The organism is Microbacterium sp. (genome assembly GCF_052102115.1).
In the GTDB taxonomy this organism is placed as follows: Bacteria; Actinomycetota; Actinomycetes; order Actinomycetales; family Microbacteriaceae; genus Microbacterium.
Map to the genome: position 1 here is coordinate 48,213 of NZ_JBQDVP010000010.1, position 22,641 is coordinate 70,853.

At 66.1% G+C, this 22,641-nt stretch carries 26 protein-coding genes; 12 read left to right on the top strand and 14 right to left on the bottom strand.

The features are described 5' to 3' along the window. Positions 1-79: 79 nt before the first annotated feature. From ACTICP_RS05255 to ACTICP_RS05270, 4 genes are all read right to left on the bottom strand, one after another. Positions 80-700: a hypothetical protein gene (locus tag ACTICP_RS05255; protein ID WP_441890211.1), complete on the bottom strand. Its 621-nt coding sequence runs from the start codon at positions 698-700 to the stop codon at positions 80-82. Between the two features lie 67 nt (positions 701-767). After that, positions 768-3,506 carry a fibronectin type III domain-containing protein gene (locus ACTICP_RS05260; RefSeq protein ID WP_441890213.1) on the bottom strand — a complete coding sequence of 913 codons (2,739 nt, stop codon included), beginning with the start codon at positions 3,504-3,506 and terminating at the stop codon, positions 768-770. A 149-nt stretch (positions 3,507-3,655) separates the two neighbouring features. Beyond that, a complete protein-coding gene (locus ACTICP_RS05265) occupies positions 3,656-4,300 on the bottom strand; it encodes a BMP family ABC transporter substrate-binding protein (protein WP_441890215.1) in 645 nt (214 codons plus the stop codon). A 79-nt stretch (positions 4,301-4,379) separates the two neighbouring features. Further along, on the bottom strand, positions 4,380-5,441 hold the full coding sequence (locus ACTICP_RS05270; protein WP_441890217.1) for a mechanosensitive ion channel family protein: 1,062 nt from the start codon (positions 5,439-5,441) through the stop codon (positions 4,380-4,382). A gap of 110 nt (positions 5,442-5,551) precedes the next feature. On the opposite strand from ACTICP_RS05270, the gene ACTICP_RS05275 reads away from it, so the two are divergent. The 6 genes from ACTICP_RS05275 to ACTICP_RS05300 all read left to right on the top strand — a co-directional run bounded on the left by ACTICP_RS05275 (position 5,552) and on the right by ACTICP_RS05300 (position 9,979). Beyond that, positions 5,552-6,454, top strand: a complete 903-nt coding sequence (locus ACTICP_RS05275) for a VOC family protein (protein WP_441890218.1) — start codon at positions 5,552-5,554, stop codon at positions 6,452-6,454. Between the two features lie 79 nt (positions 6,455-6,533). After that, entirely contained in the window at positions 6,534-6,668 is a 135-nt protein-coding gene (locus tag ACTICP_RS05280) for a hypothetical protein (protein ID WP_441890220.1), read from the top strand. An 88-nt stretch (positions 6,669-6,756) separates the two neighbouring features. Then, positions 6,757-7,422 carry a ribonuclease H family protein gene (locus ACTICP_RS05285; protein ID WP_441890222.1) on the top strand — a complete coding sequence of 222 codons (666 nt, stop codon included), beginning with the start codon at positions 6,757-6,759 and terminating at the stop codon, positions 7,420-7,422. A gap of 139 nt (positions 7,423-7,561) precedes the next feature. Next, positions 7,562-8,530 (top strand): ABC transporter substrate-binding protein, encoded by a 969-nt coding sequence (locus tag ACTICP_RS05290; RefSeq protein WP_441890224.1) that lies wholly within the window; start codon positions 7,562-7,564, stop codon positions 8,528-8,530. Between the two features lie 31 nt (positions 8,531-8,561). Next, complete coding sequence (locus ACTICP_RS05295; protein ID WP_441890226.1) at positions 8,562-9,185, top strand: ABC transporter permease; 624 nt, start codon at positions 8,562-8,564, stop codon at positions 9,183-9,185. After that, positions 9,182-9,979: an alkyl sulfatase dimerization domain-containing protein gene (locus ACTICP_RS05300; RefSeq protein WP_441890228.1), complete on the top strand. Its 798-nt coding sequence runs from the start codon at positions 9,182-9,184 to the stop codon at positions 9,977-9,979. The genes ACTICP_RS05295 and ACTICP_RS05300 overlap by 4 nt, the downstream gene beginning before the upstream one ends. Before the next feature lie 29 nt (positions 9,980-10,008). Here ACTICP_RS05300 and ACTICP_RS05305 read toward each other — a convergent pair whose 3' ends face one another. The 5 genes from ACTICP_RS05305 to ACTICP_RS05325 form a co-directional block, all read right to left on the bottom strand. Then, positions 10,009-10,998 (bottom strand): SRPBCC family protein, encoded by a 990-nt coding sequence (locus ACTICP_RS05305; protein WP_441890230.1) that lies wholly within the window; start codon positions 10,996-10,998, stop codon positions 10,009-10,011. A 2-nt stretch (positions 10,999-11,000) separates the two neighbouring features. Continuing rightward, positions 11,001-11,360, bottom strand: coding sequence for an ArsR/SmtB family transcription factor (locus ACTICP_RS05310; RefSeq protein ID WP_441890232.1), 360 nt, complete (start codon positions 11,358-11,360; stop codon positions 11,001-11,003). Positions 11,361-11,450: 90 nt separating this feature from the next. Then, positions 11,451-12,689: an RNA polymerase sigma factor gene (locus tag ACTICP_RS05315; RefSeq protein ID WP_441890234.1), complete on the bottom strand. Its 1,239-nt coding sequence runs from the start codon at positions 12,687-12,689 to the stop codon at positions 11,451-11,453. Next, complete coding sequence (locus tag ACTICP_RS05320; protein ID WP_441890236.1) at positions 12,686-13,054, bottom strand: YciI family protein; 369 nt, start codon at positions 13,052-13,054, stop codon at positions 12,686-12,688. Before ACTICP_RS05320 ends, ACTICP_RS05315 begins: the two co-directional genes overlap by 4 nt. A gap of 33 nt (positions 13,055-13,087) precedes the next feature. Next, a complete protein-coding gene (locus tag ACTICP_RS05325) occupies positions 13,088-13,756 on the bottom strand; it encodes a DUF998 domain-containing protein (protein ID WP_441890237.1) in 669 nt (222 codons plus the stop codon). Positions 13,757-13,932: 176 nt separating this feature from the next. On the opposite strand from ACTICP_RS05325, the gene ACTICP_RS05330 reads away from it, so the two are divergent. The 3 genes from ACTICP_RS05330 to ACTICP_RS05340 are packed head-to-tail and all read left to right on the top strand — an operon-like array spanning position 13,933 to position 15,648. After that, positions 13,933-14,412 carry a hypothetical protein gene (locus tag ACTICP_RS05330; RefSeq protein ID WP_441890239.1) on the top strand — a complete coding sequence of 160 codons (480 nt, stop codon included), beginning with the start codon at positions 13,933-13,935 and terminating at the stop codon, positions 14,410-14,412. Positions 14,413-14,446: 34 nt separating this feature from the next. After that, the gene (locus tag ACTICP_RS05335; protein ID WP_441890241.1) at positions 14,447-15,292 is read left to right on the top strand and encodes an alpha/beta fold hydrolase; all 846 of its coding nucleotides are present in this window, start codon (positions 14,447-14,449) and stop codon (positions 15,290-15,292) included. Next, a complete protein-coding gene (locus ACTICP_RS05340; RefSeq protein ID WP_441890243.1) occupies positions 15,292-15,648 on the top strand; it encodes an ArsR/SmtB family transcription factor in 357 nt (118 codons plus the stop codon). The genes ACTICP_RS05335 and ACTICP_RS05340 overlap by 1 nt, the downstream gene beginning before the upstream one ends. A gap of 114 nt (positions 15,649-15,762) precedes the next feature. On the opposite strand, the gene ACTICP_RS05345 is transcribed toward ACTICP_RS05340, so the two are convergent. Continuing rightward, a complete protein-coding gene (locus ACTICP_RS05345) occupies positions 15,763-16,359 on the bottom strand; it encodes a TetR/AcrR family transcriptional regulator (RefSeq protein WP_441890245.1) in 597 nt (198 codons plus the stop codon). A gap of 132 nt (positions 16,360-16,491) precedes the next feature. Here ACTICP_RS05345 and ACTICP_RS05350 point away from each other — a divergent pair, with 132 nt between their 5' ends. Then, on the top strand, positions 16,492-17,346 hold the full coding sequence (locus ACTICP_RS05350; RefSeq protein WP_441890247.1) for an NAD(P)H-binding protein: 855 nt from the start codon (positions 16,492-16,494) through the stop codon (positions 17,344-17,346). A gap of 18 nt (positions 17,347-17,364) precedes the next feature. On the opposite strand, the gene ACTICP_RS05355 is transcribed toward ACTICP_RS05350, so the two are convergent. Both ACTICP_RS05355 and ACTICP_RS05360 read right to left on the bottom strand, forming a co-directional pair. Beyond that, a complete protein-coding gene (locus tag ACTICP_RS05355; protein WP_441890248.1) occupies positions 17,365-19,041 on the bottom strand; it encodes an ABC1 kinase family protein in 1,677 nt (558 codons plus the stop codon). Continuing rightward, a complete protein-coding gene (locus ACTICP_RS05360) occupies positions 19,038-19,628 on the bottom strand; it encodes a PadR family transcriptional regulator (protein ID WP_441890250.1) in 591 nt (196 codons plus the stop codon). Before ACTICP_RS05360 ends, ACTICP_RS05355 begins: the two co-directional genes overlap by 4 nt. A 130-nt stretch (positions 19,629-19,758) precedes the next feature. Between ACTICP_RS05360 and ACTICP_RS05365 the strand changes: the two genes are divergently transcribed. Continuing rightward, positions 19,759-20,511 (top strand): SDR family NAD(P)-dependent oxidoreductase, encoded by a 753-nt coding sequence (locus tag ACTICP_RS05365; protein ID WP_441890252.1) that lies wholly within the window; start codon positions 19,759-19,761, stop codon positions 20,509-20,511. Further along, on the top strand, positions 20,508-20,642 hold the full coding sequence (locus ACTICP_RS05370) for an SDR family oxidoreductase (protein WP_441890264.1): 135 nt from the start codon (positions 20,508-20,510) through the stop codon (positions 20,640-20,642). Before ACTICP_RS05365 ends, ACTICP_RS05370 begins: the two co-directional genes overlap by 4 nt. Positions 20,643-20,653: 11 nt before the next feature. On the opposite strand, the gene ACTICP_RS05375 is transcribed toward ACTICP_RS05370, so the two are convergent. After that, complete coding sequence (locus tag ACTICP_RS05375; RefSeq protein WP_441890254.1) at positions 20,654-22,078, bottom strand: MFS transporter; 1,425 nt, start codon at positions 22,076-22,078, stop codon at positions 20,654-20,656. A gap of 85 nt (positions 22,079-22,163) precedes the next feature. After that, positions 22,164-22,641: hypothetical protein (locus ACTICP_RS05380; RefSeq protein WP_441890256.1), on the bottom strand; the 478-nt coding region annotated here is incomplete at its 5' end.

Below are 22,641 nucleotides of genomic sequence, written 5' to 3' on the forward strand. Positions count from 1 at the left end.
CCTGGGCCTCCCCCCGGGGGGCGTAGGGGCGCCGGCGCGGGGGGGGGGGCCCCCCCCCCCCCCCCACCCCTCGGTGACCTCACTCGAACAGCGAGAGCGTGACGGTCGAGGTGTACGTTCCCTCTGCGACGTCCGCCGGCACCTTGAGCGTCAGGTCGGCGTTGGCGCTGAACACACCGCCGCCGGCGTTGCCCGCCTCGGAGTCGACGAGGTAGAGCAACTCCTGGTCGAGCAGGCCGGGATCGTTCGGTGCGACGTCGCCGCCGACCTCCACGAAGTCCTCGCCCTCGCCGGCACCGTCGACGAGCTGCGGCGACCAGCCGAGGTGCTCTGCACCGATCGTGCTGTCACTGGCAGCATCCACGAAGCTGCTCGCCGAGCCGAGCACGTACCAGGCCGACCCGGGCTCGATGTCTTCGGCGGCGCGGGTGTCGGTGACCGTGACCGTCGGAAGGGCGCCCGTGAAGGTGCGCTCCAGTGCGGAGCCGTCCTCCGAGGCCGCCTCCGTGAGGCTCGTCTCGTCGCCGGCGACGGTGAGGGCGAGCGCCCCCGGTCCGGCGAGCGGCTCGATCTCGACGTTGACGTCGACACCGGCGGTGTCGGACTCCTCATCGGCGGCCATCGCGGCGGAACCCGCCGAGACGAGCAGGGCCGCGCCGAGGGCGATGGCGCTGCCGCGCAGAACTGCAGATTTCTTCATTTTCGATACTCCTTGGGGGATTCGTACAAGGTGGGTCGTTGCGGGCTGCCGGACGGCATCCCGAGGTTCAACCGGCCGCCGGGTAGCTGGCCGACTTCTCCACGGTGATCGTCTCGCTGCCCGAGGTGCCCGTGACGCTCACGGTGACCTCACCGGCCGGAATCGATCCGGCACGCGAGTTGATCGACACGTTCGCCGACTTGCCCGGCTGGACGTTCGTGAACGTCTTCGAGCCGTACGGCGTCTCCACGACGATGTCGACCGGGGCGGCCTCCTCGTTCTTCGCGGCGACCGACACGTACTGCTTGCCGGCCAGCGTGCGCGTGGATGCGGAGACCGCGACGTTCAGGTCGTCCGCGGCCTCGGCCTTGCTGAGCACGACCTCGTCGACCACGCTGTTGATCGGACTCGCGGTGCCGTTGGCCTGGCTGCGGAGGGTGCGCACCGTGATCGACTCGTCGGTGACCTCGACGGCCGAGTAGTTGCGCACGCGCTCCTGGTTGCGCACAGACGACCACCACAGGTCGATTCCGGTGTTGAGGTTGTAGTACTTCGACCCGCTCGCCGAGTTCGCTGTGACGTACAGCACCTCACCGTCCTCTGCGACGACCTCATCGGCGGCTGCCTGCTCCTCGGAGTCGGCCAGTTCGCCGTCCTTGATGAGGTAGCTGCGCGTGTAGTGGTGGTCGTGGCCCATCAGAACCATGTCGAAACCGAGCTCCGAGATGGTCTGCGGCATGTTGTTGCGGCGGTCGATGATGTCGCCATCGGTCGCGTGCACGGCTGCCGAGTAGATCGAGTGGTGGAAGGCGAGCATCTTCCACTTGACCTTGTCGCCCTGCTCCGCGACGACCTTCTCGAGGAAGGCGTTGTGCGAGTCGTAGTCGCGGCTGTTCGAGTTGATGTTGACGAAGAGCACATCCTTGTAGATGAACCAGTAGTCACCGCCCGAGGACGTGCCGCTCGAGGCGGGGCCGGCCGTGAGGTCCTCGTTGGGCAGGTTGTAGTGCTGCTCGTAGGCCTTCGAGCCGACGTCGTGGTTGCCGTTGGTAGCGACCACGGGGATCTCACGCATCTGCGTGGGCTTGAGGAAGGCGTTGTAGTGGTCCTCGTTGCCCGCGTGCTCCACCTGGTCGCCGGCCGAGAACAGCAGCTCGGCATCCGGGTAGCTGTTCGATGCGACGTTCAGCGTGTCGATCCAGCCGGCCTCGTCGTTGCCGAGGTTGCCGGATGCCCCCACCTGCGGGTCACCGAAGAACAGGAAGTCGAACGCACCGTCGAACTCCTGCGTGCGGAAGGTGAAGACCTCCGACCAGCCGGACTCGTCGCTGCCGACACGGTACGCGTACTCGGTGTTCTGCTCGAGGCCCGAGAGCGTCGCGTCGCGGAAGAACTCACCGCTGGTCGTTCCGCCGCCCGCCGTGGTCTCGAAGACCTGAGCGGTTTCGGGGAAGGCGCCGTCGCTCACGTCGGCGGCCTTCGCCAGCTGCGCGACCTGCGGCACATCCTGGTTGGTGTACCAGGCGAGGTTGCGCTCCTGCTCGGAGGCACCGACGCCCAGCACGATGTCGCTGATCTCCAGTGCGGGAGGCTCGGGCTCCTCCTCCTGCTTCTCGACCGGCGCCAGCGACTTCACGTCGAAGTAGACGTCGCTGCTGGTCTCACGGTCCTGGAAGAGCGCGATGGCGATCTGGTTCTCGCCGGGAACGAGTGCGTCGGCGGGAATCGTGAAGTCGCTGGTGACCGGGTCGCCGTTGCTGGTGCCGGCGTAGGCCAGGTTGCTGTCGCCGGCACGCTCGTCGAGGAAGCCCGCGACCTTCTCGCCGTTGACGTAGACGCGCGCGGCGTCGTCATAGGTGACCGAGCCCTGCAGCCCCTCGATCACGCCGATCTGCTCTGCGGTGATGTCGATGTCGGTGCGGAAGTGGTACGTGGGGATGGTCGGCGCAGCAGATCCGTCGATGTAGTGCTCGAGCACGGTCTCGACGGGGAAGTTGGCGCCCAGATCCGGCGTTGCCGAGTTGTTCTTCGCGCCGAAGGCGCCCGGCGCCTCGGTCCAAGCGGCGTCGTCGAACTCGGCCGTCGTCCACTCCAGCGAGCCGGGGGACGGGTCGGTGTTGTTGTCGGAGTACTTCCACAGCGTCTCGGCACCGATGAACGTGTCGGGCACGTCGACGGCCGGGGCACCGAACTCGAAGTAGTCGAAGTTGCCGACATACGGGTGCGCGTCATCGGCGGTGACCTTCATCACCACGATGAGCTTGTGGCTGCCGTGGAGAGCGGCATCCAGATCGACCGTCGTCGTGTCGTACGCGTTCCAGTTCGAGCCGGTCACCGGAAGGGCGGCCGTTGCGATTTTGTTCTCGTCGGTCTTCTCGTCGATGTAGAACTCGAGCGAGGGGTTGGCGCCGACGCGACTGGAGTTGTTCACGTAGCGCACGGTGACCGTCGAGCGGGGCACAGCGCCGAAGTCGACATCGTCGAAGTAGATCTCGGCGCCGTCCCACGTGCCGCCGACATTGTCGAGGGACATGCCGTCGGCATCCTGGCTGGTCTCGGTCTTCGTGCCGCCGCCGTTGTTGGAGCTGTACGTCTCCGCCTCGAGGCGGAACGGCTCGACGGCGATGGACTTCGCGGCGTTCACGAGCGGCGTCGCGGGGCGGTCGACGGCTGCGGCCGGCACGGAGGTCGCGGCGAAGGATCCGGCGGTCAGCGCGAGCAGCACGGCTGTCACCGTGGTGCGTCGTGCGACGCTGTGTCGACGGACCCTGCCGAAGGCGTCCGAGGGGGATTCGGTGGTCAGCAAGGAGGGCTCCGATCTCAACGGGCAATGCGGGGGGTATGCGCGAGGGCGCGTCGAAAGTCTGCTGACACCGGGTGTCCGACACTCTCGAATCGTATGAACGGACGATGACTCAGCCGTGACGTGTGCATGACGCTCAGGAGCTCGGCCGGTCAGTCGCCGAGGTGGAGGACGACGCCGACGACGCCCGCCTGCACGCTCTCCAGACCGGATGCTGCGGCTTCGGCCGCACGCGTCAGCGTAATGCTGCCGCTGTCGGAATCGCCGTCCGCCGGGGCGCCGCTGCCGCGCGATGTCGCACCCGACCAGATGACCGCCGTGACGTTCTCGGTCGGCTCCGGGAGTTGCCCGCCGAGGAGCAGGAACTGCTGTTCGAGTCGCTGTGCCGTCTCATAGGAGAAGACGTCGACGGTCCCCTCGCCGACCCCGACCACGATCTCGGGTGCGCTCTCCACGGCCGCAGCGAACGCGTCGTCCACCGTGTCTTCCGCTTCGACGGGGAAGGCCTCCACGCTCGCGCCGGCATCTTCGGCGGTCGCGCTGATGGCGTCGGCCATGGTCTGCGTCGCAGCATCCTGGTCGGGGAGGACGAGCGCGATGCGCTGACCGCTCAGGTCGAGATCCGCCGCGGGGGATTCCGGGGCGATCGTGCGCCCGGGTACCGGCATCTGCTCGTACGCGGTGCCCGTCGGCTGCGGAAGCGATGCCGGCGCTGGCGCACACCCGCTGAGGACGACGAGGGCGACCACGGTCGCCAGTAGGGTTGCGGCGCGGCGCGGAGGAGAAGGCGAGAGCACCGACACAGTGAACGGCCTGCGTCGAACAGTCGGGTATCGAGCGGGTGTCCGATTGATGAACGGAGTGTCGGCTGAGCGTCTACTCCGGGCGGTTCAGCATCACGCGGCTGACCGGCAGAGCCTCGGGGTGCTCCTTCTGCAGCCACGACACCATCTGCTCGCGCACCTGGCAGCGCAGATCCCACTGGTCATCGGAATTGGCGGCCGAGATCTTGAGCCGCAGGGTCACAAAGCCCCCTTCGGATCCGGTGACCAGCACGTTGGCCGAGCGCTGATCCCACAGGGGCGAGGCTTCGACGATCTCCATGAATTTCTCGCGCACAGCATCGACCGGAACCCGCCAGTCGAGATCCATGAAGACGGTGCCGATGATCTTCTCCGACCGCCTCGTCCACGTCTCGACGGGTGTCGTGGTGAAGTACGTGCACGGCAGGATCAGCCGCCGCTCGTCCCAGATGTTGACGACCACGTACGAGAGGTTGATCTCGCCGATCGTGCCCCATTCCTCTTCGATCACGACGACGTCACCCACGCGGATCGAATCCGTGAAAGCGATCTGCACGCCGGCGATGAGGTTGCCGAGGGTCGACTGGGCGGCGAGACCAGCGATGATGCTCGCGACACCGGCCGATGCCAGGATGCTGGTGCCCACCGCCCGTACTTCGGGGAACGAGAACAGCACGGCGCCGACGGCGAGCACACCGATCAGCACCACGGCAAGACGGTTCATGATGGTCAGCTGCGTCTGCCGACGACGACCCTCGGCGCTGGTCGCATCCTTCCGGCTGTCGTACCGCATGAGCTGTTCCATGCCGTACGTCACCAGCGTCGAAAGCAGCCACGCGCTCACGAGCACGGTGGCGATGAGCAGCATCCGTTCCAGCACCGGCCACCACGACAGCACGGAGGGCGCGGTGAGCGCGCACACGATCCATGCGGCGATGACGAACGCCAGGACCATGGCGGGCGTGCGGATGCGACGTTCGAAGTCGGCGATCCAGGCCGAACGGCCTCGGGTGCGTCCGGCGATGAAACGCGCACCGATCACGATCACGGCGACGGTGACGACAGCGATGAGCGCGGCGACGAGTGTGTCGAACCACTTTTCCACTTCGGCCGTCAGGGGTGTGAGGTAAACCATCCCCTCCACCCTACGCAGAGTGGAGGAATGGGGTGCAACCCCCTTGCTTCCGCGGGCGCTGACGAGCACGATCTAGACAAGCGGGAACAAGTCGCGACGAAGGAGTCGAGATGTCTCAGAAGATCGTCCCCAATATCTGGTTCGACCGGAACGCCGGCGAGGCCGGCGAGTTCTATGCCGGCATCCTGCCCGGCGCCTCAGCGCACGTCAGCGCGACGTATCCCGACGACGTCGCAGACTGGCAGGCCGACTTCGCCGGCGAGGCCCTCACGGTCGACCTCGACGTCGACGGATACCTGCTGACGCTGATCAACGCGGGGTCGGAGTTCCGCCCAAATCCGTCAGTGTCGTTCATGCTGAACTTCGACCCGCTCCGGTTCGACGGCGACCGGGATGCCGCGCGTTCGAGCCTCGACGCCGTGTGGGCCGCCCTCGCCGACGGCGGGACGGTGCGGATGGAGCTCGACGAGTACCCGTTCAGCCCGCGTTACGGGTGGGTGGAGGATCGCTACGGCGTGAACTGGCAGCTGATCCTCACCAGCCCCGAGGGCGAATCGCGTCCGTTCCTCATTCCGCAGCTCACGTTCACCGAGGCCGTCGACGGCAAGGCGAGAGAGGCGGCGGTGTTCTACGCATCGCTGTTCCCGGATGCGGGGGTCGGCTACCTCGCCGTGCATCCGCCGCAGTCGACCGGCGCCGAGCCGGGCACGATCATGTTCGGCGAGTTCCGCTTGGCAGACCAGTGGTTCTCGATGATGGATGGCGGCCCCGATCACGACTTCGCGTTCGACTGCGGCGTCTCGCTCGAGGTGCGGGTCGCCGATCAGGACGAGCTCGATCACTACTGGGACGCGCTGACCGCCGTGCCCGAAGCGGAGGTGTGCGGCTGGCTCGCCGACAAGTACGGCCTCAGCTGGCAGATCGTTCCGGAGAACATGGGCGAACTCATGGAACGCCCGGGTGCGTACGCGAAGATGATGGAGATGAAGAAGCTCATCATCGACGACTTCTAGATCTGCCGAGGTACTCATGGGACTTTTCTCGCAACGACCGGAAGAACCAGGACCGTGGGCGTCGCTGCCCGGGGAGCCTTTGGAAAAGGATACTGTCGACGACCTCGATGACACGGCACCCGTCGACCCGCTCGAGGTCGGCCTGGGTGCGCAGACGACGTCGATCACGTTCCCCGTCGACCCCCCACCCTCCGAGACTGCATTCCGCGGATGAGATGCGCGGGATTCCGCGCGAGTTCATCCGCGGAATGCAGTCTCACGGGGCGAGGTGCTCGGGGCGCGCGCCCCGTTACGGTTGAAGGATGACGATCACCGCCGCCGCAGACGGCTCGGCCCTCGGCAACCCCGGCCCGAACGGATGGGCCTGGTACATCGACGACGACAACTGGGCGGCGGGCGGATCGCCGCACGGCACGAACAACCAGGGTGAGCTGCGAGCCGTGCTCGAGCTGCTGCGCGCGACGGCCGGCTCCGATGAGTCGCTGCTGATCATGTGCGACAGCAAGTACGTGATCGACTCGATCACCAAGTGGATGCCGGGGTGGAAGCGCCGCGGCTGGCGCAAGGCCGATGGCGGCGCCGTGTTGAACCGCGACCTCATGGAGTCGCTGGACGAGGCGATGCAGGGACGGGATGTGAAGTTCGCCTGGGTGAAGGGGCACGCCGGTCACGATCTGAACGAGGCTGCCGACGAGCGGGCGAACGCGGCGGCGAAGGCGTATCAGGCGAAGACCGAGCCGCGCCGCGGGCCGGGGTTCACTCTCGGTGGTGCGGTTCCCGATTCCGCGCCTGCCCTCGCGCCGCAGCTGTGGGCCGAAGCATCCGATCTGCTCGATGGGCTGGGCTCGGCGCCGGCGGAATCGGTCGAGCTGCGCATCACGCTCACGCCCGATGAGCACGCCCGCCTGCGCGACCGCGCGGACGCACAGAGGATCTCGCTGGACGAGGCACTGCGCCGCCTGATCTGACCGGACAGATAGGCAGAGGCAGTCAATTCGGGTGACTTCCCGTCTTTGACGCTTCCGGCTCACGCACCTTGAATCGAAGAGTCACCGACGACGGTGACGATAACCGTCTTCGAGGTCAGATATGAACAAACATCGTGGTTTGAGAAGCATCCTGTCCATCGTCACTCTGGCGGCGGTCGCCGGAGTTTCGGCATCCTGCGCATCATCCGAAAACACCGGCTCCACCGACGACACCGTCACGGTGGGAACCTATCCGAACAACATGATCACCATCAGCCTCGACATCGCCGAGCGCCAGGGCTTCTTCGATGAGGAAGGCCTCACCGTCGAGACGATCGACATCGCGAAGGGCCCAGAAGGCATCGCTGGACTCATCGGCGGATCGAACCAGTTCACCTGGGCGACGCCGGCGACCTTCATCCCTGCCGTCGAACAAGGACAGAATGTCGTGGCCGTGCCACCGTTTATGGACCTCGACTACGGGATCTATGTGCCGGAGGACAGCAACATCCAGACTGTGGACGACCTGGCAGGACGCAACATCGGTGTAAATGCGCTGGGAGGAGCAGTGCAGTCATTCGCCGAACAGGTGCTCGACGCCAACGGGATGTCACCGGAGGACGTGCAGTTCGTTGCTTCAGGCGCTTCCATCTCCCAGCTCCCTGCCCTGCAGAACGGACAGCTCGATGCGACCTCCGCGGCGTACGGCAGCATGTTGAGCGTACGAGACGCCGGCCTGCCTGTCCGCCTGATCGCTTCGACCCTCGACGGAACAGGCGGTGAATACGGAGACTCCGGATTGGCGAGCTTCTGGGCAACCACCACCTCGATGATCGAGGACTCACCCGGATCGGTCGAGAAGTTCTGCCGCGCCGTCACGAAAGCCACGGACTGGCTGGCCGACGAAGCCAACAAGGACGAGGCGATCGCTCTCATCGAAGATGTCACGCGCACGACCACCGCATCGGCAACGGACCTGTGGGAGAAGGAACGTACCTTCTACAAAGACGTCATCGACGAGGAACGCTGGCGCGCCAACATTGAGATGACCACGGGTCAACCCGACTCGAGTCGTCCGTTCGACGAAAGCGTCTACGCATGTTCTTGAGCTGCGTCAGGACGCGAGGAGCGGAGAAGTGATGACAACGACCGCCATGCGGCCCCGCAAGGCAGCGACTCAGACCAGTCCGGCGTCGGCTGCACGCCGCACGACATGGGTCGTGCGCCTCTCGCAAGTGGGACTGGTCGTCCTGTGGCTCGCAGCCTGGGATCTCACGGTGCGCAGCGGTGTGCTCGCTCCCGTTCTCGCGAAATCACCGATGGACTCGTGGCGCTACATCATGGAGGCCACGGTCTCGGGCGAGCTGTTCACGAATCTCGGAGCCACGATGATCGCCGTGATCATCGCTTGGGTTCTCGCTGGCGTACTCGGCGTCTGCGCTGGCATCGCCGTCGGTCTCTTGCCGACCGTGGAGCGAGTCATCAGCCCCTTCATGGATGCTGTGAACGCGATGCCGCGCATCGCGCTCGCCCCGCTGTTCATCGTCGTCTTCGGAATCACCACTACGGCGAAGGTTGCGGTTGCCGCAACGCTCGTCTTCTTCATCGTGTTCTCGGGTTCGCGAGCCGGAGTGCGGTCGACCGATGCCGAACTGCTCAGACTGTCGACCGTACTCGGGGCGAAGCCCCACCAAATCTTCGCCAAGGTGCTCTCAGGCTCGCCAATCACGGCCTCACACCGACCGAGGCGGCAGAGATCATGACGTTGCCTGCCGAGCTCCACGGAGCGGGCAACCGCGGAAACTATGGCTCACTCAGCCACAATGTGAAGGCCGTCTACCAGCGGTACCTTGGATGGTTCGATGCCAACCCTGCCAATCTCGAGCCGCTCCCTCCTTCCGAGCTCGGTGAGCGTTTCGTACGTACGATCGGTGGGAGGGATGCCGTACTGCGAGTTGCCGCTGAGGCATTCGAGGCGGGGGACTATCGGTGGGCTGCGGAGCTGCTCAAGCACCTGCTGGCGAGTTCAGAGGACCAGGATGCCGAAGCGGCGGCGCTGCAGGCCGATGTCTTCGAGCAGCTCGGGTATCAGAGCGAGAGCGGCCCCTGGCGAAACTTCTACCTCCTCACCGCGGCCGAGCTGCGCGGCGAGGCCGAACCGACAGCCAGCTTCCACGCCTCCAACGCGGTCATGGCGCTCGGCATGGATCTGGCGATGCTCCTGGACTTCGTCGCCATCCGTCTGAACGGACCGCAGGCCGCGGAACTCGAAATCGAGCTCGACGTGCTCGAGTCCGATCGGGGCTCGAGCCGCCGCGTCATACTTCGCCGGGGCGTACTCCGGCATGTGGCTGGAGCACCCGCCGCTCCGTCGCGTCTCGTCGCATCGCATGCCGTGCTGGCAGACCTCGCGATGGGTTCGCTGGCGCTCGATGATGCCGTCGCCCGCGGCGACGTACAGCTCGAAGGAGACACTGCGTCGGCGCGCCGCCTCTTCGCTGTACTCGACGACTTCGCCGGCGACTTCTCGGTGACGGCCGCGCATAGATCGCGCTGAAGGCAGGTCGGAGCCGTCGGCCGGAGCGGTTACGAACGCGCCGGCGCCAGCACCTCGCGCTCGAGCCGTGCGAACGACTCCTCCATGCCGTCGGCCATGCCGGTGGCGAGGATCATGTCGCGGGTGTCCTTGTCGGGGTACTCGATGAGCACCGTGACAAGGGTGGCGCCGTCCTCCTCGTAGAGGTTCAGGTCGTTGAGCGTCTCGACCGGCTGGCCCTGCATGCGCTCCGTCGTCACAGCGCGGCGGGGTGCGTCGGCCAGCAGCAGTTCGCCCTCGAAGCCGAACGGCTCGCCCTCGGTGTCGCCGACCGGCGCCCACGAGTTGCGGTAACTCTCGCCCACGGTCGTGGTCGCGACGCACTCCGTCATCTCCCACCCGTCGGGTCCGAGCATCCACTGGCGGATGAGTTCGGGCTCGTGGTGCGCGCGCCACACGAGTTCGCGCGGGCCGTTCACGAGCCGGGTGATGCGCACATGCGTGTCGTCGATCAGTTCGACGCGGGTGCCCTTGCCCTCGGCGTACTCGCGCAGGTCCTGCAGCACAGCATCCAACTGGGCCATCGCCATCGTGGTGCCCTCGATCGCGCCCATCGCGACGACCTGCTCGAGCGCTTCGAGGGAGGCGAAATGGCTGGTGGCGGCCATGCGGGTGCTGCCGTCGGCCGCGGGCTCGAAGGCGAATTCCATGCGCATCGACGGGAGCTCCGCATTCGGAACACCCTGCTCATCCGTGAATCCGTCGAGCACCGTGAAGCTTCGCGGTTCGTCAATGGCGATGAACTCCCAGTAGCCCGACGACCTCTCGCCGCGCGGTGAGCTCATGGTGTAGTTCGCACGTCCCCCGACGGTGTGATCCCAGGCGGTGAAGGTGGCTGGCCATCCGGGCGGGCCCCAGAAGCGTTCGAGCTGACGCGGGTCGCTGTAGGCGCTCCATACACGTTCGATCGGTGCGGCGAACTCAGCGGTGACGGTCATCGTCAGGTTCTCGGTATCGGTTGAGACATCGGTGACAGGCATTCTCATTCTCCTTCTTCGGATTCAGCGTGCGGTTCGGCCAGGAGGTCATCGAGGCGGGAGATTCGTGCCCGCCACAGCTCTTCGTAGCGGGCCAACAGCGCCCGGGCGCGCGCGATCATCTCGGGATTCGCACGGACGAGCCGCTCGCGTCCCTCAGCGCGTTTGATGATGAGGCCGGCGGCCTCGAGGACGGTGACGTGCTTCTGCACAGCCGCGAAGGACATCTCGTAATCGCCCGCGAGGGTCGAAACCGACTGCTCCTCGGTGATCGTGCGGCGCAAGATGTCACGCCGTGTCGCCGTCGCCAGTGCGTGGAACACACGGTCGATCTCCGTCTCGCTCAGTTCAGATTGTGCAACCATTTGGTTGCACGTTACGACCGAGTGGATGCTGTGTCAAGAGGTTGTTCTTCTTGAAGGACTGCTTCGAAGTGGGACGGGAACGGGTGTGGGCTATTCGCCGTCAGCCTTTCGCGACAGATACCGGGACTCCGGCTCGTTCTTCGTCATGTCGGCGGCCGCAAGGAAATCTTCTCTCGCGGCAGCGGCATCCCCTTCCGCTTCGCGGAGGTGTGCACGGATCGCGTGCGCACGATGCATGGTCAACGGGTGTTGGAGAAGCCCATGGTCACGATCTAGTTGCCGAAGCAGAGTGTTGGCGCGAGCGGGGCCGAACGCATGGGCGACGGCGACGACTCGTGCGAGCATGACAATCCCACTGGGCTCGACCTGTTCGAGCGCCAAGTAGAGAGCAGCGATCTGCTCCCAGTCGGTCTCCTCGGCGACAGGAGCAGATGCGTGAACGGCGGCGATTGCGGCCTGCAGCCTGTACGTCCCCACGTCCCCTTGAGACCATGCGGCACGGATGAGTTCTGCCCCCTCGTAGATGGTTGCTTGATCCCACCGCGTACGGTCCTGGTCAGCTAGAGGAACAAGATCCCCGTTCGCGGCGGTGCGCGTAGCGCGACGCGAATCGATCAGCAGCATGAGTGCGAGAAGCCCTGCGGGTTCGGGATCATCGGGAACGAGGGCGTGGAGGAGCCGGGCGATCCGGATAGCCTCGCCGGTCAGGTCGGTTCGGGTGAGCTCCGTGCCCGTGGTCACTGTGTATCCCTCGTTGAAGATCAGATACAGCACGCGCATGACAGCGGAGAGGCGGCCGGAGAAGTCGTCGTCAACGATGAACTCGAACCGGGCACCGCTTTTGCGGATCTGCTGCTTCGCCCGGCTGATCCGCACAGCCATGGTCTGTTCTGTCACCCCATACGCATGAGCGATTTCTGCGGTGGTCAATCCACCCACGGCGCGCAGCGTCAGCGCTATGCGGGACGCGGAAGAAAGCGCGGGATGACAGCAGAGCAACAAGAGGTTCAGGCTGTCGTCGTGGCTGGCGGCTGTCGGATGCGGAGAGCTGAACCTCTGTTCGGAGGCGACGTACTCTTTTTCTCGGCGCCGGTCTGCTGACTCAGCCCGAAGAGTGTCGATCATCCGGCGGTAGGCGATGCGGATCAGCCAGGACCTGGGGTTTTCGGGGAGCACGTCCGTGCGCCACTGCTGACTCGCGGCGAGGAGAGCGTCCTGCACTGCTTCCTCGGCGATGTCGAAGTGACCGAAGCGGCGCACCAAGGCGCCGAGCACCTGCGGCGCCTCGGTGCGCAGCAGGTGCTCGATCGCGTCGGGAGAGGCGGTCACGCGAAGTCGTCGCCCATGATGGGCCGGATCTCCATCGGTTCGCCGAGCATCTCAACCATCCGGGCGACGATGTCCTTCGCGCGCTCCAATCCCGACACCTCGATGACAGCGAATGACGCGAGCACTTCCTTGAGTTCGGCGAACGGGCCGTCGGTGATGACGATGCTCCCGTCGGTCTTGCGCACGGTCGTCGATACAGCTGGATGCCCGAGTCCTTCCGTGCTGACGAACTCGCCACTGGCACGCAGCTCCGCTTCGAACTCCTGATATGCGGCGAATGCGGCAAGCGCATCTTCGGTGGGGGCTTCTGCGGTTGCGGCATCCCAGCTGGTACTCGGCGTGTAGCCGAGAATGAGGAACTTCACGATCTCGTCTCCTTAGGTAGGCGGGAGTCCAGGCTAGCGAGCTACCGTCGGCGATTTCAGCAACGAGATGGCCGTTGCGGTGCACCAGCCGAAGGCGAAGAGACCCGTGAACGCCACCTGCACGCTGGCGATGTCGGGGACGACAGGGGCGAGGAGCATGAGTGCGACGATGCCATTGCCGACAGCGGCGCCCACACGACGCTCACGGATCGCGCGCACGAGGGCGACAATCGCTGCCACGGCCAGCGCGGTGAACGCCACGATCGCCGCCACCGTATGAACGAGAGCGTGCACCGAGGGCTCAGCAGCCGGGCCGTCTGCCACGCCGATGGGGAACCCGTTCGCGGGATCCTGCGGGAAGACGCCGGCGGCGATGAACCCCGACCCGCCGATCGCAACGAGCACCGGAATGGCTGCGCGGCCGAGGCCGCCGGTCACGACCCTCCGATGGCCGATCGACAGGCAGATCAGACCGAGCCCGACCACGATGAAGGTGAGTATCTGGATCCAGCCGAGTTCCCCAGTGGACAGCTGGCTGAGCGGGTGGATGCGAAGGTCGAATCCGGGTCGCGTCAACGTTTGCACGATCGCGGACAGATAGAACAGGGGCCCGGCCAATGCCCCGGCGAACAATAGTCCCCGCGTCGTACGCGGCAGCGCTCGGCTCGCGCTGTTCCCGATCCGCGGTGTCTGGTTGCTCATGGTCGTGGTGTGCTCCTCTGGTGATTTCAATGTCGATGCACAGATACCTCGGAGCCGGATAGCGAGTATTGACATCTGCTCTCGCAACGAGTTTCCGTACAGATGTCAATCGGCGCGGTTCAGCTCCGAGGTATCTGTGAAGGTGGCCCGCCGGGCTGCCGACGAAAGGACATCTGATGAACGAGAACCCGCTGGAGAACCTCACCGCCGACCAGATCGACGCATACGGACTCGGCGAGCAATCCATGCCCAGTAGCGCCGTCGTCGCGCTCGAGCGGCTCGTCGGCGAATGGACAGTGACAGGGGGCGCCGAGGGCGTCATCCGATATGAGTGGATGCCGGGACGGTTCTTCCTGCTGCAGCATGTTGAGCTGGAGCAGTTCGGCCAGACCATCACCGGCCTCGAAGTCATCGGTCAGCTGCGCCCCTTCGGCGAACCAGCCGGAACGGACGTCGTCTCGCGGTTCTACGACTCGATGGGCAACACCCTCGACTACGTCTACGAGCTCGAGGGCGAGACGCTCACCATCTGGGCAGGAGCCAAGGGCAGTCCGGCCTACTTCACCGGCACCTTCAGCGATGACGATCGTGTGCTCGATGGCGCCTGGGTATACCCCGGCGAAGGCGGCTACGCGTCCACGATGACGCGCCGCTGAAATAGTCGACTTCCCGAAACGAACGGAAACCGCAATGCCCAAGAACAACACTTCCCCCGCTCCCTCGCTGCACCAGGTCAAATCTGCCGACGATACGGAAATCTCGTTTGAACGCAGCGGACAGGGGCCGACAGTCGTCCTCGTCGCGCAAGCGCTGTCCGATCTTCGAGACAACCGCCGCCTCGGCGCTCTGCTCGCCGACTCGTGCACCGTCGTGAACTACGATCGGCGCGGCCGCGGGAACAGCGGGGATGCCGGCGCTTGGAGCGTCGCTCGCGAGGTCGAGGATATCGAGGCGCTCGTCGATGCACACGGAGGTACGGCAGTCCTGTTCGGTGCGTCGTCCGGTGCGGTCCTCGCTCTGGACGCAGCAACCGCGCTGTCTGAGAAGATCGTCGGCCTCATCGCCTACGAGCCCCCGGTGATCGTGGACGATCGACGCACGCCTGTCCCTCGAGACCTCGCCGAACGCCTCGAGGAACTCTTACGTGACGGCCGCGCATCAGACGCGGTTCGCGAGTTCAACCGAGTCGCCCTCGGTGCCCCCGCCCTCATGATCTGGGCAATGCGGGCAATGGTCGGGCCCTGGCGAACCATGGTCGCAATGGCTCCGACGACGGTCTATGACACACGCCTTTGTATGGGACTGCAAGACGGCAAACCTCTCAGCACCGACCGATGGAAGGCGCTCCGGGCGCCCTCGCTCGTGCTCGTCGGAAGCAAGAGCGAGCCATTCATGCAGAGTGGAACCCGAGAGCTCGCGGCGCTGACCGATGCCGGCCATGAGACGATCGACGGCGCGCACCATGCGACACCGATGATGAAACCCGCGGCACTGATTCCCGCGTTGCGATCGTTTCTCAGTGCCGCGCAGGCGTGATGGTGCCAAATGAACTCGCCCCCGACGACGCGGATCTCATCTTCCGAGCCTTAGGAGACGCCACCCGGCGTGACATCCTTGCCCGCACGCTAAGCTATGGACATTCCGTGAGCGAGCTTGCGCGTCGATACGACATGAGCTTCGCCGCCGTTCAGAAGCATGTCGCGATACTTGAACGAGCCGGGCTGGTCGTCAAACATATTCACGGACGGGAACGGGTCGTGAGCCGAGACCTTGCGATGATCCAACGGACATCGCAGCTGCTCCGCGCCTGTTTAGCGTCAGTCTCGTCACCGCTAACGGAATCGTTCAGCAATGAGCGCAGCCACGCCCCCGAGCAGCCCCGTTCGCCATGAAGAGACTGCGCCGTCAACAGCGTCGCCGAAATCCCGGCCAAAGTGATCAGGAAAGTGTCACGACAAAAGCAACAAGGAGAGCGCCTATCGGACTTTGCTTAGTGACATTCGGTGTCATCTCGGTTCGTTTCCGACAGTTGTTGCGACGGGACAGACCCCGCCGAGGATGAACTCCGTCCGTCGGTCGTAATCTGCGCGAGACGGGCGCGTGCGCCCGTGCTTCAGCGCGAGCGCATTGTCCGTGGCCAGCATCTGGAAGTCGCCGGCCGTGACTCCGGTGGCCAGGATTCCGGCGGCGTGCCCTTCTGCGACCAGCTCGTCATGGAATTCCTCACCGGCATGACACAGTGCCACGAGCGGCTCCGACTCCGGGAACTCCTGCAGCAGGACGTCGTTGACAGCCGGCAGGTCGTACTGGAGCTGTCGAATCGCGCGGACGTAGGAGGCGACGCGTTCCCGGATCCCATCGACCGACCGTGCCTCATCGATCACGCCCAGCAGCTCAACCGCCACGACCTCGTCGATGACCGCGTCGATCAGGCCGACTCGCCCTCCGAACCGGTTGAAGATGGTCGCCTTGCTGACCCGAGCAGCGGCAGCGACTTCCTCGAGCGGGACAGCCAAGCCGCGCTCGCGGAACACCTGCACGGCGGCAGCACGGATCAGATCGACGTTACGGCGGGCATCGGCGCGAAGCGTTGACGGCGACATATCCCAGCACCCTCTTCTTGACGATTATCGATGGATGGCACAACTTGACTAGGTTGGTCAAGTTCCTGCATCATGGTAGCCCAGGTTAAGTTGACCATACGGGTCAAGTTACAACCAGCAGAAGGACACCCCATGATCATCGTGACCGGAGCAACAGGCGTGCTCAACGGCGCCACCGTCGAGCACCTCCTCAAGCGGGTATCCCCCGACCGCATCGGAGTCAGTGTCCGTGACCCCCGTCGCGCCCAGCACCTCGCCGGCAAGGGGGTCCGCGTGCGGCAGGGAAGCTATGACGACCCCGAGGCCCTCCGCCACTCGTTCGCCGACGCAGAGCAGGTGCTCATCGTCTCTTCGAGCGATGTCACCGCCGACGTCCTCGGGCAGCACCGAACCGCGATCGATGCCGCCGTCGCCGCCGGTGCGCAGCGAATCCTGTACACGAGCACCCACGGGACCGGCTACGAAACTCCGTATCCGCCGCTCGCTCTCCACGCCGCCACGGAAGACCACCTGGCGTCGTCTGGAGTGGCATGGACTGCTCTGCGCAATGGCTTCTACGGTGACCTCGGGCAGCTGCTCGGCCCGTGGCAGGAGACCGGCGCGATCGCGAAGCCCGCAGACGGACCCTTCTCGTGGCTGGATCGCCGGGATGCCGGAGAAGCAGCCGCCGTGATTCTCACCACTGCCCCGCAACCGGATGGCCCGGTGGATCTGACGCTGCCGACACCGATCAGGCTCGCGGATTTCGCCTCTGCAGCCTCCGACCTCGCCGGTCACCGGATCGAACGCATCGTTGTCGACGACGAGGAGTGGGTGGCCAGCGAGATGACGCACGGCGTCCCCGAACCCGTCGCGCGCTTCACGCTCTCGATGTTCCAGGCGACGCGCAGCGGCCACTTCTCACAGACAGATGCCACCCTCACGCGACTGCTCGGGCGCGAGCCCCGGGGCATCGCCGACCAACTCGCGGATCAGGTCCACGCCTGATCAGTCGTCTGCCAGCTCTCAGCGCCGCCCGACCCCCGCGAACACGGCGTGAGCGAGGGGCACCGCCGACACCGAGAGCAGCACGATCGCCAACGGCAGGTTCACGCCGAGCAGCAGCGCCCCGCCGACAACGAGACCGGCGAACAGCACCGCCGAGATGATGCGTCGGCCGATGCGCACCAGTGAGTCCATCCGCCGTTCCAGCCGCGAGGTGTCGAAGGTGATCGTGCCGTCTTCGATCTCGGTGATGACGGCGTCGATGCGGCCGGGCAGTCGGGCCGCGACGCCCACCGACTCCCACGCCTGCGCGGCGAACGCCTTCACGGTGTTGCCCGTCTCGTCGCGCAGCAGTTGGGCGGCATACGGCTCCACGGCATTCCACACGTTGAACGCCGGGTTCACGCCGCTGCACATGCCTGAGGTCAGTGCGACGGCGCGGAAGAGCAGCAGCATCCCCTCCGGCAGCTGGAACGGCAGGGCGCGCACGGTGTCGCCGAACTCCGACGCGAAATCGCGGAACTCGCGCGGGTCGACATTGCTCAGCTCTGCGAACCCCATGCCTCCGAAGCGCGCGAACAGCGCGGTCAGGGCCTTCTCGAACTCCTTCGTGTCTGCTGAGGGCAACAGCACGCCGATCTCCTGCGCAGCATCCACCAGCTTGCGTCCGTCGCGCGCGGCGACGGCGATCACGAGAGCCCGCAGTCCGGTGCGGAGCCCCTCGGGCACCTCGCCCATCATCCCGAAGTCGATGAAGGTCAGGCGCCAGGAGGGGCCATCGGATGCCGCGATCGGCGTCACGAAGATGTTGCCCGGGTGCGGGTCGGCGTGGAAGAAGCTGTGCGTGAAGACCTGCTCGAACATGACCTCTGCGAACGCATCCGCCACCTCGACCGGGTCGATGCCCGCACCACGCAGGGCGTCGACGTCGTTGATCTTGATCGCGGTGACATCCTCGAGAGTCAGCACGCGCCGCGTCGTCCGCTCCCACACGACCTCGGGGGTGTCGACCCGCTCGTCGACGGAGAAGTTCTCGGCGAACCGTACGGCATTCGCCGCCTCGTGCAGGTAGTCGATCTCTTCCATGCAGGTGTGCGCGAACTCTTCGACGAGCGCCGGCGCATCGACCCGGTCCGAGATGATGCGCACGCGCCGCAGCCAGCCGGCGACCTTGCGGAGCGCCGCGAGGTCGACCGCGACGATCTCGTCGATGCCAGGGCGCTGCACCTTCATCACCACGTTCTCCAGGCCCGTGTCGGCGGCGTCGAGTTCAGACAGTCTCGCGCGGTGCACCTGGCCGAGGGATGCTGCGGCGAGCGCCCGCTCGTCAACCCAGGCGAACGCGCGCTCGAGCGGAATCCCGAGCTCGGCCTCGGCGATCGCCTTGATATCGGCGAACGGCACCGCGGGCACTTCATCCTGCAGGCCTGCCAGCTCATCGGTGATCTCGGGCGGCAGCACGTCGAGGCGCGACGACATGAACTGCCCGACCTTGATCATGAGCCCGCCGAGGTCGACGGCGAGCGCGTGGAAGCGCTGCGCGATCCGGCGCATCCGTTCGGTGCGCGTGCGGTCGGCGACGCGGGTGAGCCCGATGCGCGGCAGGAACAGCTCGAACCACCACAGCTGCACGAGCTGGAGCGAAGCGAACCGCAGGATGCGGCGGTAGCGGGCGCGGTGGGCCGGGCGGGGGCTCATCCTTCGGCGAGGATCGCGTACAGCTTGCGCCGGGCGTCTTCGAGCACTTCCACGGCCTGGTCGGCCTGCGCCGAGCTGCCGGTGCGTGCGACCTGGGCGGCGGCTCCGGCGAGGTCCATGCCGGCTTTGGCGAGGACGACGTGACGACCGCTCTCGCGGTTCCCGTTTCCCTCCCACGGGGCCGGAGCATCGGCCTCATCCGCCGTGGCACGACCGGCTTCGGTGAGCGAATAGGTCTTGCGTCCGTTCTGCTCCTCGGCCGCGACGAGCCCCTCATCGGCGAGCAGCTGCAGGGTGGGGTAGACCGATCCAGCGCTGGGCTTCCACGTGCCGCCCGAGCGGTCCTCGATCTCGCGGATGATCTGGTAGCCGTGCATCGGCTCCTCCGCAAGCAATGAGAGCACGGCCGCGCGCACGTCGCCGCGCGCCATACGGGTGGATCCGCCGGGGCGGGGCTCGAATGCCTTGCGCACCTGGTCCATGGCTTCGAAGAGAGCGGATGCCGGGCCTCCGGCACCGTTCGAACCTCCGAAGCCGCCGAAGGGTGAGCCGGATCCGAAACCGCCGGTGGGGAATGAACCGTTCATGATGACCTCCTGTTGGATGGAAGTTAACGATATATCGCTATGGGTCGTTAGGGAAGCGTCGTAGAGTCGAAGTGAGCGGTCCGGCCGAGAAGCGCTCCCGGCGCAGCGCCCGTTCAGAGGGAGTCGCCTGATGGCACAGTACGACGTTTCGGACCGCTCGGCGATCGTCACCGGCGCAGGCAGCGGAATCGGCAGGTCTGCTGCGCTGCTGCTTGCGCAGAACGGCGCATCGGTAGTCGTGAACGACCTGAACGCCGAGGCCGCCCAGGACGTGGTCGACGAGATCCGCGCGGCGGGCGGTGTGGCGACGGCATCCGCGGGGGATGCGACCGATGCGGAGTGGATCGCATCCTCCATCGAACTCGCCGGCACGCTCGCGCCGCTGCGGATCGGTGTCAATAACGCGGGCATCGGCGGTGCAGCCGCGCCCACCGCCGAGTACTCGGACGACGATTGGGACAAGGTCATCGCGATCAATCTCAACGCGGTCTTCCGCAACATGAAGGCGCAGATCCCGACGATCCTCGACAACGGCGGCGGTTCGGTCGTCAACATCGCGTCGATCCTCGGCAGCGTCGGCTTCGCCACGTCGCCCGCATATGTCGCCGCCAAGCACGGCGTCGTGGGCATGACGAAGTCGGCCGCGCTGGAGTACTCCGCGCAGGGCGTACGGGTGAACTCGGTCGGGCCGGGCTTCATCGACACTCCCCTTCTGGCGCAGATGGATGCCGAGGCGAAGGACTTCCTCGTGTCGAAGCATCCGATCGGCCGCCTCGGGAAGGCAGAGGAGGTCGCCCACCTCATCGCGTTCCTCGCGAGCGATGCCGCGAGCTTCATCACCGGCAGCTACCACCTCGTGGACGGCGGGTACACGGCGCCCTGACCGACCCCGCTTCACGGCCGACGCCAGAGGGTGAGGAGGTCGCCCACCTCATCGCGTTCCTCGCGAGCGATGCCGCGAGCTTCATCACCGGCAGCTACCACCTCGTGGACGGCGGGTACACGGCGCCCTGACCGACCCCGCTTCACGGCCGACGCCAGAGGGTGACGAGCCCTGCTCCGAGGACCGACAGCACCGCGGCGCCGAGGAAGAGCCAGGAGAATCCTCCGGTGAGCGCGGCGGCGCTCGACGCTCCGCCGGCCTCCAATGACGCGGTCCGCAGGCCAGCGATGGTTCCCAGCACGGCGAGTCCGACGGCGCCGCCGATCTGCTGGCTGGTGTTGATGAGGCCTCCGGCGAGGCCCGATTCACCGCCTGCGACGCCATCGACGGCCAGTTGCGTCGCGGCGACGAACGCACCGCCGAGACCGACGCCGATGAGCAGTGTCGGTCCGAGCAGCTGGGTCGCGAAGACAGCATCCGCCGGGGCGAACGCGAGCCACACAAGTCCGCCGGCCAGGATGAGCAGCGACCCGCCCAGCACCGGTCGGCCGCCGACACGGCTGATGAGGCTGGGCACGACACCCGCGACGACCACGAGCGCGCCGGCGAGCGGCAGCTGCGTGAGGCCAGTGACGAGGGCGTCGTAACCGAGCACGGCCTGCATGTAGACCGATAAGGCGAAGAACAGTGCGACCATTGCCGCGCCGACCAGCAGCATGACGACGTTGCCGAGCGCGAGGTTGCGGTTGCGGAAGACACCCAGCGGAACGAGGGGCGCAGGGCTGCGGCGTTCGATCACGATGAACAGCGCGCCGAGCGCGATGGCGACCGCCCCGAGAATCAGGGGCAGCGGGTGCAGGAACCCGAGCTGCTCCACGGCACTGAATGCGCCGACGAGCGCGACGAGTGCAGCGGTCACGGTGACGGCTCCCGGAGCATCCAGACGCTCGGCCGGGCGAGTGCCGTCCGGTGTGACGAGCAGGGGGATCGCGATCAGGACGATCGCGCCGACGGGCACGTTGACGAAGAACACTGACTGCCAGCCGAGGGTCGCGGTGAGGATGCCGCCCAACAGCACGCCGGCCGCGGAGCCGATGCCGGCGACTGCACCCCAGAGCCCGAGCGCCTTGGTGCGTTCCTTCGCGTCGGGGAAGAGGTGGGTGAGCAGCGCGAGCGCGGCGGGGGCGAGAAGCGCGGCCGACACTCCCTGCAAGGCGCGCGCGGCGAGGAGCATCTCGCTGGAGATTGAGAGGCCGGCGAGCGCGGATGCCGCGACGAATCCGGCGGAGCCGATGAGGAAGATCCGGCGGTGACCGTACCTGTCGGCGAGTCGGCCGCCGAGCAGGAGCAGTCCGCCGAAGGCGAGGACGTAGGCGGTGATCACCCAGGTGAGCGCGGCCGTGTCCATGCTGAGTTCGCGCCCGAGCACGGGAAGGGCGATGTTGACGATCGACGAGTCGAGCACGACGAGGAACTGTGCGAGCGCCAGGATGCCCAGCGCGAGCCAGCGACGCTTGCTGCGTGGTTCCGTATTCGCAGATCGGGCCGGCGTTGTGAGGGTGTTCATGGTGTCACTCCTTCTGATTGTTGAATTGAGTGATTCATCACTCACTCTTTGAGGCAAAGAAAAATGGGGACAGCGTCCGACGCGATCACGCCGGGTGACTCATCCCCTTGGTCAGGAGCATTGCCCACTCTTCGGGGCGGCCGTCGAGCTGCGTGGTGACGATGAGGTGACACAGCTGCCCGTAGGCGATGAAGCGCTGCACGGCATCGTCGGTGCCGCCGGAACGAACCTTGGCGAAGGTCGTGACGCGTGCGAGACCGGTGCGCAGCGCTTCACCGACGACCGGGATCTCGGCGACCGACTGCGCGTGCACCTGCAGCATCAGCAGAGTGCGATCGCCGATGAGCTGCGCGTAGGCATCGCCCATCGCCTCGAGGATGCTGTCGGGGGTCTGGTCGCTCGCAGCATCCGCCCCCTCTTCGAGCGCCTCGATGATCGCGTCGAAGCAGGCCTCGAGTGCGACGATGAAAAGTGCTTCTTTGCCGGAGTAGAGCTTGAACACGTAGGCGGTGTGATGTCCAGGGACGTTGTTGTGTGAATCGCTCGTGATTGCTGAGGGGTGA